Source organism: Neorhizobium sp. PAMB6630, assembly GCF_058242775.1.
Genome location: NZ_CM177836.1, coordinates 2,493,247 through 2,506,777, shown reverse-complemented (window position 1 = coordinate 2,506,777; position 13,531 = coordinate 2,493,247). Strand labels below are relative to the sequence as shown.

Below are 13,531 nucleotides of genomic sequence, written 5' to 3'. Positions count from 1 at the left end.
GATTGAAATTCCGATGAAATTTCAATGACAGAGCCGCGTGCCCGGCCAACTGGGTCATGCGGGCAGTTTGCCGGCCCTGAACAGGCCGGCCGGGATCAGGCTGGCACCGATCCGGCGGCCATGTCCACCGTCTCGACCTTCTTGTCGATGAAGCGCAGGGCAACTTCGCCGGAAATGAGTTTCAGGGCCGGTTCGCCGAACAGTTCACGCCGCCAGCCGGAAAGGGCTGCCACCTCGGCCTTTTCGCCTTCGGTGGCGATCTTGTCGAGATCGTCGCTGTTGGCGATGACTTTTGCCGCCACGCCATGTTTTTCAGAGATCAGGCGCAGCAGCACCTTCAAAAGCTCGACAGCGGACTGCGCGCCTTCCGGCGTATGCGAATGTTTTGGTGCCTGCGGCATGTCGGTTTTCGGAAGCGCAAGGGCGGTGTTGACGGCGTCGAGGATCGCCGTGCCCGACGACGAGCGTTCCCAGCCCTTCGGAATGGTGCGCAGGCGCCCCAGCGCCTCGCTATCCCTCGGCTGCTGCTGGGCGATTTCGAAGATCGCATCGTCCTTCAGCACGCGCGAGCGCGGCACGTTGCGGCTGCGCGCCTCGCGTTCGCGCCAGGCGGTCACATATTTCAGCACCGCCAGTTCCTGCGGCTTGCGCAGGCGCGATTTCAGCCGAAGCCAGGCATCGTCGGGATGCATGTCATAGGTCTCGGTCGATTCGAGAACCGCCATTTCCTCGGCAACCCAGGTGGTGCGGCCTTCGCTTTCAAGCTTTGCCTTCAGGCTGAGATAGATGTCGCGCAGATGGGTGACGTCGGCCAGCGCATAATCCAGCTGCTTGTCCGACAGCGGCCGGCGGCTCCAGTCGGTAAAACGCGAGGACTTGTCGATCTGGACGTTTTTGGTGCGCTGGACGAGCTGATCATAGGAGATCGAATCGCCAAAACCGCAGACCATGGCGGCGACCTGCGTATCGAAGATCGGATGCGGGATCAGCTTGCCGAGATGGTAGACGATTTCCAGATCCTGGCGCGCCGCATGGAACACCTTGACAACAGATGTATCGGCCATCAGCTCGAAGAACGGAGTCAGATCGATGTCCTTGGCCATCGGATCGACGATGACTTCAAGATCCGGGCTTGCCATCTGAATGAGGCAGAGAATCGGCCAGAAGGTGGTTTCGCGCAAAAACTCCGTATCGACGGTGACGAATTCGGATTGGGCGAGCTTGCGGCAGGCATCTTGAAGAGCGGCAGTTGTTTCAATCATCAGCTTCGGTCGTCAGGCACAGAGGAAAGGTGGTTTAACCTTCCTTTCCCTTTCACCTGCCGATGTCAACAGAGACGGAAGTCTTGCGCACCATCATTGCAAAGCCGCAGCGATTATTCCGCGGTAACCGGGGCGTCCTCATCCGACCGGCCGGTACGCAGCGCCTCGATGTTGTCGCGGTGAACGATCTCATAGGGTTCAAAATAGAGGATGGATCCTTGCGCCAGCTCCGGCGCGACGAAATCGAAAAGCCTCGTTTCGTCAATCGCGGGATCGTCGATCTCGGCCATCAGCCGCTCGAGATAGGCGCGGTTGGCGTGGATCAACTCGGGCCCGTATCCGCCGTCTGCAATGCGCGCCTCGCTGCCGTGATTGGGCAGGATGCGCCTGATCGGCAGTGTCGAGAGGCGGTCGAGTTCCCCGATATGGCGGGCAATGCCCAAAGGCTCGGAAATATACGTGATCGTGTCTTCCAGCGTATCGCCGGCCAGCAGCAACTGTTCGTCGGCAAGCCACAGCACGGTGCCATCGGCGCTATGAATATCGAACTGCAGAAGATGCACCGACCGCCCGCCGAGCCGAAGCTCCAGCCTGTCGTCAAAGATGCGGTTCGGCATCACCACCGGATGGATCGGCGGGTCCTTGGCGGCGAGCGCCTGTTCGTTATCGGTCATGGCCTGCAGCGTCAGCCGGTTGGCGATGATGTCGCAATCGGCAAAAACGGCGTTTCCGGCAATGTGGTCGGTATGCCAGTGGCTGAGGATCACCGTGATGTGCGAGACGCCGCGCCCTTCAAGATGGGTGCGGATAGCGCGGGCGTGTTCGAGCGACATATGCGTATCGTAGACGAGCGCATGATGGCCCGAAACGAGCGCGTAGCTGGCAATCCCCAGCGCGTAGGCGCCGTCATCCAGCCAGTTTCGCTCCGGCCCGTGCAGGCGCTTGCCGGCGATGCGGCCGTCGTAATAGGCAAACAGGCCCGGATAGGGCTCAAGTATGCGAAGGGTGGAGCAAAGGTCCGTCATGACGTCATCCACTGGTGCTTATGGCGCAAGGCCTCAGACGACGCGGACATAACTCGTCATGCCGGTCTTCTGGTGCTCGATAATGTGGCAATGCAAAACCCAGTCGCCGGGATTGTCAGCCACCAGCGCAAGCTGCACCTTTTCGTCGGGCGCCACCAGATAGGTATCTGAAATCAGCGGAGTGACTGCGCGCGCGGACGACGAAACCACCTGGAAATTCATGCCGTGCAGGTGGATCGGGTGCAAATGCGGCGTGTTGTTGGTGAGGTTGAACAGGTAGGTCTTGCCAAGCTTCATTTCGGCCAGCGGCGCAGACGGATCGGCGGTGTCACCCGGCCACGGCACCTTGTTGATCGCCCAAAAGGAATAACCAAGCGTGCCGCAGATCGAATCGCGCGCCGCATTTTCCGCCGTGGCGCTTAACACCAGCGGAATTTCCTCAGCCGATGAAAGGTCCGGTTTTTCGAAGGGGTTTTGCGCCAGCGGCGGCACGTCGCCAAGGCTGCGTTTCAGGTTTGCACCGACGCTTCGAAAGGTCGCGACGGTTTTTGCCGACGATGGCCTTGTGTCGGTGAGCGTCACGATCTCTCCCTCGGCCTCCGGCATCAGCAGAACGAGATCCAGCCGCTGGCCGGGGCCGATGACGAGGCTGTCGAGGGGAATGGCTTGCGGTAGCGGTTGTCCATCCAGCGCCACGATCAGCGCCTCGGCGCCCGATAGCGACAGCTGGTAGAGCCGTGTCACGTCCGTATCGGCAATGCGCACGCGCACCAGCCCGCCGCTTGGCGCATCGAAAGCCGGCTCCACCTGCCAGTTGGCGCCACGCACGGTGCCGAACGTGCCGTTGCGGGCGGCATCGCGCGGCTTGAACTGCTCGATGAACTGCCCGTCGCCGCCCAGCCGCCAGTCGCGCAGGTTGATATCCACTTCCGCGTCGAACACGGGGTCTTTCGGATCCTCGACGATCAGAAGCCCGGTCATGCCGCGGCCCATCTGCGTCAGCGTGTTGCAATGGGGGTGATACCAGAAGGTGCCGGCATCGGGCGGGGTAAAGCTGTAGTCGAACGTATCGCCGGTATAAACGTAAGGCTGGGTGAGAAAGGGCACGCCATCCATGCGGTTTTCAATGCGAAGCCCGTGCCAGTGAACGGTGGTCGGCTCGTCCAGACGGTTGGTGAGTTTGGCGTCGAACCGCTCGCCGCGGCGCAGGCGAAGTGTCGGCGGCATGACGGTGCCGGGGGAACCGGCCATGCCATAACTCATCACGCCGCGGGTCAGGTGCTGGCCATCGAGCAGTGCATCGGTGGTCCTCGCCTCCAGATGAACGGCGTTTTCAGCAGACGCCGGGCCGCCGAACAGGCCGGCTGCCCCAAGGCCCAGCCCATAGGCGCCACCAAAACCGGCGGCGGTCTTCATAAGGGTTCGGCGCGATATCTGGACCATGGGCATGCTCTGGCGGCTGTTGTTCCTGATCCTGCTTAAACCTGAGAAAGTTGATCAGCAATACGGCGCGATCCGCGATATTGCCGCAGGCTGCTACCGCCGGTCGATGCGGCCATCCTTGCGCTCATCGCCGGGCGCGCCCGCCATGCGGTTGAAATAGGCGGATGTGCGCAGCAGCGCGCGAAACCGCCCCGGCCGTGCGTCAGGCGGCACGGCGGGCCGTGTGCGCATGCGCACCACCGTATAAAACAGGAAACCCATGAAGATGAACGAGGTGTAGATGAAGAACACCTGCGGGCCGATGAACTGCAGGAGAACCGAGGCGAGCAGCGGCCCGATGGTGGCGCCGATGGACCAGAAGAACAGGAGGCCCGCCGAAACCAGCGCATGTTCGCCGGGTTTGGCAAAATCATTGCCATGGGCCGAACACAGCGAATAAAGCGGCATGGCAAAGGCGCCGTAAACGAAGATGCCGATGATATTGGCCGTCTCATGCGTGCCGGCGAAAAACGACAGGTAGCCGCCGGTGAGGATTGCGCCGATAGTCGCCCAGATGATCACCTTTCGCCGGTCCAGCCGGTCGGAATAAAGCCCAAGCGGATATTGCAGCACGACGCCGCCGATAATGCCGGCGCTCATGAAGGTGGCAATCGCCGTCACGCTCATGCCGATCTGCTGTGCATAGATCGGCCCGATATTGCGAAACGCCGCCATGCTGAGGCCAACCGCGATGACGCCGACGACGGACAGCGGCGAAATGCGCCAGACGGCGCGGATATCCGTGCTGATCGCTTCCGGCGGGGCAGGGCTTGAACGGTCGAGGACGGAAATCGGCACCAGCGACAGCGCCATGGCAATTGCCACCAGCGAAAAGATCACCGGTCCATCGATGCCGACGGTTGGGATGAGATATTGCGCGGCCGTCACGGAACTGAGGTCCACCAGACGATAGACCGAGAGGGTGCGCGCCCGGTTCTGGTTGGTCACCTTGGCATTGATCCAGCTTTCCACCACGGCAAACAGGCTTGCGACCGAAATGCCGATGATGAAACGCATCAGCGTCCAGAACAGCGGCGATGTGATGAGCGGCATCAGGATGGAGCAGCAGGCGGCAATGGCTGCCATCGCGGCAAAGGTGCGGATATGGCCGATGGCGCGCAGAATGCGGGTGACATAAAGGCAGCCGATGGCAAAACCGATGCTGTAGCCGGCACCGATCAACCCGATGGTAGAGGGTGAAAACCCTTCCGCCGTGCCCCGGAGCGCAATGAACGTGCCTTGCAATCCGTTGCCTCCGATCAGGATGCCCGCGGTGACGAGAAGGGGAATCAGCGGGCGGGTCTGGCTCATGCGGGAATATCCGGCGGCCGTGGCCGCAAAGATGGGAGGGCGGGGACGGGAAGGCGGGCAATCGCACCGAGGCAGACTGTGATATGCAGTCTATCCAAGCACATCTATGAAAAACAGCTGAATTGCGCTGAAAAACCGTGCAACCTGCGCCCAGCCTTGACAAAGCCGGCAGGTCATGCGCTTTTCCGCCCGATTTTCCCCCTGTCGGCCAGACCCGTTTCTCGTGCCGGCACACGCGATTCCAGGAACTCCACATGCACCGTTACCGCAGCCACACCTGTGCCGCCCTGAAAAAGACCGATGTCGGCGCGACCGTCCGCCTGTCCGGCTGGGTCCACCGCGTCCGTGACCATGGCGGCGTTCTCTTCATCGATCTTCGCGACCATTACGGCATGACGCAGGTCGTGGCCGACCCTGATAGCCCCGCCTTCAAGGTGGCCGAAACCGTGCGTGGCGAATGGGTCATTCGCATCGATGGCGTCGTCAAGGCCCGTTCGGAAGATACCATCAACAAGCAGATGGCAACCGGCGAGATCGAGCTTTACGCGCAGGAGATCGAAGTCCTGTCCGCTGCCAAGGAACTGCCGCTGCCGGTGTTCGGCGAGCCCGACTATCCGGAAGACGTGCGCCTGAAATACCGCTTCCTCGACCTGCGCCGCGATACGCTGCACAAGAACATCGTCAAGCGCACGCAGATCGTCTCGGACATGCGCAACCGCATGAACGAAATCGGTTTCGCCGAATATACGACGCCGATCCTCACCGCCTCGTCGCCGGAAGGCGCGCGCGACTTCCTCGTGCCGAGCCGCATCCATCCCGGCCAGTTTTTTGCACTGCCGCAGGCGCCGCAGCAGTACAAGCAGCTTTTGATGGTGGCCGGTTTCGACCGCTATTTCCAGATCGCACCCTGCTTCCGCGATGAAGACCCGCGCGCCGACCGTCTGCCGGGCGAATTCTACCAGCTCGATATGGAAATGAGCTTTGTCGAGCAGGAAGACGTCTGGAACACGATGGCGCCCGTCATCACCGGCGTGTTCGAAAAATTTGCCGATGGCAAGCCTGTCACCAAGGACTGGCCGCGCATTCCCTATGACGAAGCGATCCGCAAATACGGCTCCGACAAGCCGGACCTGCGCAACCCGATCGTCATGGAAAATGTCACCGACCACTTTGCCGGCTCCGGCTTCAAGGTGTTTGCCGGCATGATCGCATCGAACCCGAAGGTCGAGATCTGGGCGATCCCGGCAAAGACCGGTGGTAGCAGAGCCTTCTGCGACCGCATGAACGCCTGGGCGCAAGGCCAGGGCCAGCCGGGCCTCGGTTATATCTTCTGGAAGGAAGAGGACGGCAAGATCGCCGGCTCCGGCCCGCTTGCCAAGAACATTGGCGAGGAACGCACCGAAGCCGTGCGCACCCAGCTTGGTCTCGGCGCGGGCGATGCCTGCTTCTTCGTTGCCGGTGAGCCGTCAAAATTCTACAAGTTTGCCGGTGAAGCTCGCACGCGCGCCGGCGAGGAACTGAACCTTGTCGATCGCGACCGGTTCGAGCTGTGCTGGATCGTCGATTTCCCGTTCTTCGAATGGAGTGACGAGGATAAGAAGCTCGATTTCGCCCACAACCCCTTCTCCATGCCGCAGGGTGGCCTTGAGGCTCTGGAAACGCAGGATCCGCTGACGATCAAGGCTTACCAGTACGATGCCGTGTGCAACGGCTTCGAAATCGCCTCGGGCTCCATCCGTAACCAGTCGCCGGAACTGATGGTGAAGGCGTTTGAAATGGTTGGTCTCTCGAAGGCGGACGTGGAGGATCGCTTCGGCGGCATGTACCGTGCCTTCCAGTACGGCGCACCTCCGCACGGCGGCTGCGCTTTCGGCATCGACCGTGTCGTCATGCTTCTGGTTGGCGCCAAGAACCTGCGTGAAATCACGCTGTTCCCGATGAACCAGCAGGCACAGGATCTGTTGATGAACGCGCCGGCACCGGCCCAGCCGAAGCAGTTGATGGAACTGTCGCTTCGGGTTCTGCCGCCGCTGAAAAAGGATTGATCTCTCCTCCCGCCCGGTTTTGCGGGCGGGAACCTTCTTCGGGGCCGGGCATTGTCTGCCCAGCAATCACGCCCCCGAGGAGAGCATTATGCTGAAGACCCTCATGGCCGCATCTGCGGCCATTTTCATCTCGACCACCGCTTTTGCGCAGTCGACCGTCATCGTCACCGAACAGCCGGCCCCGCCGCCGCCGGGCGCCGTCATCGTGCGCGAAATGCCGCGCGAGGTGCGCACCTATGTGATGGAGCAGGACGTGCAGTCCGTGCCGTACGAAGGTGACGTTCTGGTCGGCCGCGTTCTGCCGCAGGATGTGGAAGTGCATGTCGTTGATGGTTATGGCGATTACGCCTACACGGTCGTCAACAAGCGCCGCGTCGTGGTCGATCCGCAGACCCGCGAAGTGATCCAGGTTCTCGACTGATTTTTGTCTGGACTGGCAGGATGAATGGAGGGGGCGGCGTATGCTGCTCCTTTTTTGTGGCTAGGAAGCCCTGATGGCGGCGATGGAAGTTTTGCGCTGCTTATATTGCCTTGCGTCAATTCTGCGGCTATGAACTGGCCTATCACAAGGACCCGGGTGCGATCCCCGGGTGGCTCTTCCGGCCGCCGATCCGCCGGACAACGCAAAGCATTGGCCTTTTCAGACCTGGTTCATTCCCGGCCGATGCGTTCAGTTTGCGAAAAATCTCAAAATCATGATGTCTTTCTCCACCTACCGCCGCGAATGGTTTTCCAATATTCGCGGGGATATTCTCTCCGGCATTGTCGTTGCCATGGCGCTTATTCCTGAGGCCATCGGCTTTTCGGTCATCGCCGGCGTCGATCCGAAGGTCGGGCTGTTTGCCTCTTTCGCCATCGCCTGCGTTTCTGCCTTTGTCGGTGGCCGACCGGGCATGATCTCGGCGGCAACGGCTGCCACCGCCGTGCTGATGGTGACGCTGGTCAAGGAACACGGCCTGCAATATCTGTTTGCCGCAACGCTGCTGATGGGCCTGTTGCAGATCCTGGCCGGCCTGGCCAGGCTCGGCCGCGTCATGCGCTTCGTGTCGAAATCGGTGATGACCGGCTTCGTTAATGCGCTTGCCATCCTCATCTTCATGGCGCAGTTGCCGGAACTCATCGGGGTGCCGGTCGCAACCTATGTGATGATCGCCGCCGGTTTGGCGATCATCTACCTCTTCCCCTACGTCACGAAAATCATCCCGTCGCCGCTCGTCGCCATCGTCGCACTGACGCTGGTGTCGGTGTATTCCGGGCTTGATCTGCGCACCGTCGGCGATCTCGGCGAACTTCCCTCCAGCCTGCCGATCTTTTCGCTGCCGGACCTGCCGTTCACCTGGGAAACGTTGCAGATCATCTTCCCCTATTCGGCAGCGCTTGCGGCCGTCGGCCTGCTCGAATCGCTGCTGACGGCGCGTATCGTCGATGACATGACGGATACGACCAGCAGCAAGAGCCAGGAATGCATCGGGCAGGGGGCTTCCAACATTGCAGCCGGCCTCATCGGCGGCATGGGCGGTTGCGCCATGATCGGCCAGTCGGTCATCAACGTGACCTCGGGCGGCCGTGGCCGTCTCTCCACCTTTGTTGCCGGCGCCTTCCTGCTCTTCCTCATCCTGGTGCTGGATGACATCGTAAAGATCATTCCGATGGCAGCGCTCGTGGCGATCATGATCATGGTGTCGATCGGCACCTTCTCATGGCGTTCCATCCCGGATTTGAGGCGCAACCCGTTGTCCTCTTCCATCGTCATGCTGGCAACTGTTGCCACCGTGGTTGCCACGCATGACCTCTCGCTCGGGGTTCTCGCCGGCGTTCTCCTCTCCGGCATCTTTTTTGCCGGCAAGGTGGCAAAGCTCTTCCATGTGCGCTCGACACTGAGCGAAGACGCTACGCATCGCACCTACCGCATCGATGGCCAGATCTTTTTTGCCTCGACGGAAGGGCTGGTCGCCTCGTTCGATTTTGCAGAACCGCTGAAGCGGGTAACACTCGACGTGTCGGATGCGCATCTGTGGGATATTTCGGCGGTCGGCGCGCTCGATCAGGTGGTTTTGAAATTCCGCCGCCACGGCGTTGCCGTCGATGTCATCGGCCTCAATGATGCAAGCGCCGGCATGATCGATCGCTACGCCCTGCACGACAAGGAACACGCGGTGATGAGCGTCGCCAGCCACTGAACCGTCAGGTGTCGGATAGGGCCCCGAGAAAGATCCCACGGCGGCTTGGCCTTCGTGGGATCTTTTTGCTTATGTAAATCTGTATATTGGTCTTCTATCGGTCTTGAATTCCTTAATAATCGATCAAAAATCCTAGATGTGATCGACGATATTTAACAATGAATGTTCAATTGGCTCCGTGTATAGTCTAAAAAATCATTCCGCGGGAGATTGGGAATGTACAGGCTTTACGCGACAAAAGGTTCCGGCAACTGCTTCAAGCCGTTCGTAACTATGTGTCAGCTTGGCATCGGGTTCGATGTTCTTGACGTTGATGTTCTCCGCGGCGAAACACGCGGAGAAGCCTATCGCGCCATCAATCCCGCCGGTGCCGTTCCCTATCTTGTCACAGAGACCGGTGTTGGCGTCGGTGAGTCCAATGCCATGCTGTGGCTGCTGGCGGATGGCTCCGGGCTGATGCCGCAGACAGCGCTTTTGCGGGCGCAGAGCCTGCAATGGATGTTCTTCGAACAGTCCAGGCTTGAGCCGTTCATCTCCCCCGCCCGTTTCCTCGGTCGCATTGCGCCACATCTGGGCGTCGGGCGCGAGGCTGACATCATCGCCTGGCGCGACAAGGCCAGCGCCGGCCTTGCCGTGCTGGATGCGCATCTGAGCAATCGCGATTTCATGCTGGGCGACCGTTACGGCATCACCGATATCGCGCTTTTCGGTTATGTGCATGTGTCCGACGAGGCCGGCATCGATATGCACCTTTTCCCGAACGTCGCGGCCTGGATCGAGAGGGTGCGCCAGACGCCGGGCTTCGTACCTCTGTCGGCGCTGTGTGACAGGGCGCGGCCTTTTCTGGCAGACGAGCATGCTGCATGACCAACACTCTGTATCAGCCGCTGGACGACCACGTCACGCCTGGCTGTGGCGCGTCCGAGAGCAGCCGGTGGATGCTCGACCGGCTCAGTACGGCTGTGTGGATTTTCGACATCGACGCCGCCTTGGTCGTCTGGGCCAATGCCTCCGCGCTCGACATATGGGCGGCCGATACGCTGGAGGAACTGCGTGCCCGCCCGATGAGGCCCGACATGTCGCCCGCCGTCGCGCGGCGCCTGAAACAGTACCAGACGGATTTCATCGAGCGCGACGCGACCTTTACCGAGATGTGGACGCTCTATCCGCGAGGCGTGCCACGTCCGCTGCGGGTCCGTTTCAGTGGCATCCGGCTGAGTGATGGCCGCATGGCGATGCTGTGCGAGGGGAGCGACGAAACCGGCCAGCAGCCGGAAGCAATCCGCAGCGCCGATGCACTTTTGCACACGCAGCTGATGATTTCGCTACATGATCTCGAGGGATGCACGCTCTATTGCAATCCATCCGCGCGGGCAAGCTTTGAAGGCAATGACCACCTGGCCTCGCGCTTCGTGGCGAAGGACGATTTCCGCCGTCTGATGGAGGCCATTCGTGCGACGGGCGAAATCAGCCTGATTGCCGAGGTTTACACGTCGAAGGGTGTTCGCTGGCATGAGTTGACGGCCCGCTCCTGCCATGATCCGGCATCGGGGCGGCCATCCGTGCTGGTGAGCGAAACCGATGTCAGCGGGCTGAAGGAGGCGGAGGCGCTGGCGCATATGCGCGCCAATCACGATCCTCTGACCGGCCTGCCGAACCGCCTTGCCATGCCCGCGCTGTTCGAACGCCTTCTGCGCCAGTCGGAACGCACCGGCGCGCGCATTGGCGTGCTGTTCATCGATCTCGACCAGTTCAAGGTCATCAACGATACGCTTGGCCATCTCCAGGGGGATGCGGTGCTGATGGACGTCGCGCGCCGGCTGTTCGAACTGCGCGGCAAGGACGATGCGGTCATTCGCCTGGGCGGCGACGAGTTCCTGTTCCTGGCGACCGAAGAAAAAGGCGATGAAGGCCGCATCGAGGCGCTGGCCGTGCGCATGTTGCAGCGGCTTGCCGTGCCTGTGCAGGCCGAGCGTCGCAAGCTGATGGTGACGCCAAGCGTCGGCATCGCAAGCTTTCCCGAACACGGGTCAGATGTGCAGATCCTCATGCAGCGGGCGGATCTGGCCATGTACGAGGCAAAGGCTGACGGGCGCAACCAGTACCGCATCTATGATGACGGCATGCGCAACCGGCGCGAGGACGAGGTGGAAATGCTGGCGGATCTGCGCGAAGCTTTGCGCCGCGGACAGATCGAAGCCCATTACCAACCGCGCGTTTCACCGAGTGAGCAACGCATCGTGTCTGCGGAGGCGCTGGCGCGATGGGTGCATCCCGAACGCGGCATGGTATCGCCGGCGATTTTCATTCCGCTGGCCGAAAAGGCGGGGCTGATCAACCAGATCGGTGCCTGCATGCTCGAACAGGCGATCCGCCAGCAAAGTGATTGGGCGGCCAAGGGCTTCCATATCGCCGTCTCCGTCAACGTCTCGATCCGCCAGCTGTGCGAAGTGGATTTTGCCGGCATGGTGCGGCGCCTGCTTTCCTTTTACGGCTGCGATCCGGCCATGCTGGAGCTGGAGCTGACGGAAACGCTGCTGCTCGAAAGCAATCCGGCAGTGCATGACAATCTGGAACAGGTGCGCGCGCTCGGCATCCGCATTGCCATCGATGATTTCGGCACCGGTTATTCCAATCTCGCCCGCCTCAACGAAATGGCAGTAGACTGTATCAAGATCGACCGCAGCCTGGTGAGCGGCCTGCCGCGCAACGAGGAAATTGTCCGGCTCGTCATTGCCATGTGCAATTTCATGCAGGTCACGATCGTGGCCGAGGGCATCGAAACGCAATGTGCCGCTGATTGGGCCCATGCCAATGGCTGTCACGAATTGCAGGGTTATCTCTACAGCCAGCCGCTGCCGGCAGCCGGACTGGAGGCCATGCTGCTTGAAGAGCAGGCCGTGCCGCAGCGCCTGCCAGAAACTGTCTGCTGAAGGCCGTCCGTATCCGGCCTTCGTGGTTTCACCCAACCTGAAACAGGTCTCCAGCGCCGCGTTTCCTGCGGCGCTGGGAGCCTTCAAACCTTACTGGTTGGCGGAGACGGTCACGCCCAGAACGTCCGGCAGCGTGTTCGGGGCCGCCTGCGCTGCACCAAGGATCATCGGCAGCGGCACCGGTGCCGGTGGTGCAGCCGTCACGGTGAAGTTCTTCGGGTTGTCGAGGAAGCTGTTCAGCGCCGAAGACAGGCTGTTCTGCAGCGTGGGAATGTTCCACTGCGCCACCACCAGCGGCACCATGCCCTTCAGCATCATCGCCATCTGGTCACCGTTGACGCCCTGCTGCTTGCCGGCATAGGACAGGCCGCGCTTGGTGATGCCGGCATCGGTGAAGCTCAATTCGGCGCTGTTGAAGTTCAGCTGCTGCAGAAGGCCGAAAAGCGCCAGCATCTGCGCCTGCTGGGCCGCTTCCTTGTTGGTGCTGGCCTCCATTGCGCGCGTGGTTTCCTGCATCGACTTGATAAAGGCCGGCGTGTAACCCGACAGGCTGGCTGCCAGGTTCAGTCGGCCGATCTTGTCGAGATCGATGGCATATTCCTCAAGATCGACCGTGCCGGGCTCTGCTTCCCAGCTGCCCTTCATGGTCATCGTGCCCTTGAGGGTCTGGATACCGAGACTGTCGATGGCCTCGCGCGATTTCGGATCATCCACGATCGACAGATCCGCCGAGAAGCCGTCGACCTCGGCGTCGAAGCTAAGCCCCGAATTGTCTTCGGTGCGCTCCATGGTCGCAAGGACTTCGTTGATGGAGGCAACGTCGCGGCCCTCGACGGCAATCTTCATCGGTCCGGCATGGGCCTGCTCGTAGAAGAACATCGAATCGAGCGAAGTGCCATCGGCTTCGGCCGGAACGACGATGCCCGAGAGATACATGTTCGACGCGGTGATAACGGTCTTGTCTTCCGTCAGGTTGATGTCGGGAAAAACGGCCTTTTCGATCGTGTAGCTGCCGTCCGTCTCTTCAACGACGCCCTGAAGTGCGACGTCACCCACGGTGACCCGCTTGGCGGGATCCCCGTCACCGATCGAAAGGCCCTTCAGCGTCACGGTGGAGCCCGTGACATCCACGCCCGCCACCTCCAGATTGCCCGGCTGCAGATTGGCGGCCGCCGAAAGCTTGCGCAGCAGGTCGTTGCCATCAAGAGCAAAGGCCGGCGTGGTCGCAATTGCCATCACGGCGCTGGCAAGCAGCATGCGGGTGGAGTTGTTCAATGTCATCAGGTGTCCTCC

At 61.1% G+C, this 13,531-nt stretch carries 10 protein-coding genes and 1 other annotated feature; of the genes, 5 read left to right on the top strand and 5 right to left on the bottom strand.

From position 1 onward, the window contains the following. Positions 1–95 precede the first annotated feature (95 nt). The 4 genes from rnd to AC4CWF_RS11950 form a co-directional block, all read right to left on the bottom strand. A complete protein-coding gene (rnd, locus tag AC4CWF_RS11965; RefSeq protein ID WP_491281879.1) occupies positions 96–1,262 on the bottom strand; it encodes a ribonuclease D in 1,167 nt (388 codons plus the stop codon). A gap of 113 nt (positions 1,263–1,375) precedes the next feature. After that, positions 1,376–2,287 (bottom strand): MBL fold metallo-hydrolase, encoded by a 912-nt coding sequence (locus AC4CWF_RS11960; RefSeq protein ID WP_491281878.1) that lies wholly within the window; start codon positions 2,285–2,287, stop codon positions 1,376–1,378. A gap of 33 nt (positions 2,288–2,320) precedes the next feature. Further along, complete coding sequence (locus tag AC4CWF_RS11955; protein WP_491281877.1) at positions 2,321–3,730, bottom strand: multicopper oxidase family protein; 1,410 nt, start codon at positions 3,728–3,730, stop codon at positions 2,321–2,323. Positions 3,731–3,823: 93 nt separating this feature from the next. Next, positions 3,824–5,080: an MFS transporter gene (locus tag AC4CWF_RS11950; RefSeq protein WP_491281876.1), complete on the bottom strand. Its 1,257-nt coding sequence runs from the start codon at positions 5,078–5,080 to the stop codon at positions 3,824–3,826. 254 nt (positions 5,081–5,334) lie between these two features. Here AC4CWF_RS11950 and aspS point away from each other — a divergent pair, with 254 nt between their 5' ends. The 5 genes from aspS to AC4CWF_RS11925 all read left to right on the top strand — a co-directional run bounded on the left by aspS (position 5,335) and on the right by AC4CWF_RS11925 (position 12,238). Further along, entirely contained in the window at positions 5,335–7,125 is a 1,791-nt protein-coding gene (gene aspS / locus AC4CWF_RS11945; RefSeq protein WP_491281875.1) for an aspartate--tRNA ligase, read from the top strand. 88 nt (positions 7,126–7,213) lie between these two features. Beyond that, a complete protein-coding gene (locus AC4CWF_RS11940; RefSeq protein ID WP_491281874.1) occupies positions 7,214–7,546 on the top strand; it encodes a DUF1236 domain-containing protein in 333 nt (110 codons plus the stop codon). A gap of 145 nt (positions 7,547–7,691) precedes the next feature. Further along, positions 7,692–7,749 (top strand) — a sequence feature (sul1 is cis-regulatory element that is thought to sense ions involved in sulfur or methionine metabolism; They are found in Alphaproteobacteria). Positions 7,750–7,820: 71 nt separating this feature from the next. After that, on the top strand, positions 7,821–9,305 hold the full coding sequence (locus AC4CWF_RS11935) for a SulP family inorganic anion transporter (protein ID WP_491281873.1): 1,485 nt from the start codon (positions 7,821–7,823) through the stop codon (positions 9,303–9,305). 216 nt (positions 9,306–9,521) lie between these two features. After that, positions 9,522–10,172, top strand: coding sequence for a glutathione S-transferase family protein (locus AC4CWF_RS11930; RefSeq protein WP_491281872.1), 651 nt, complete (start codon positions 9,522–9,524; stop codon positions 10,170–10,172). Further along, entirely contained in the window at positions 10,169–12,238 is a 2,070-nt protein-coding gene (locus AC4CWF_RS11925; RefSeq protein ID WP_491281871.1) for a putative bifunctional diguanylate cyclase/phosphodiesterase, read from the top strand. Before AC4CWF_RS11930 ends, AC4CWF_RS11925 begins: the two co-directional genes overlap by 4 nt. Before the next feature lie 90 nt (positions 12,239–12,328). Here the strand turns inward: AC4CWF_RS11925 and AC4CWF_RS11920 are convergent, their stop codons facing one another. Then, a complete protein-coding gene (locus tag AC4CWF_RS11920) occupies positions 12,329–13,519 on the bottom strand; it encodes an aq_1923 C-terminal domain (RefSeq protein WP_491281870.1) in 1,191 nt (396 codons plus the stop codon). Positions 13,520–13,531: the final 12 nt, after the last annotated feature.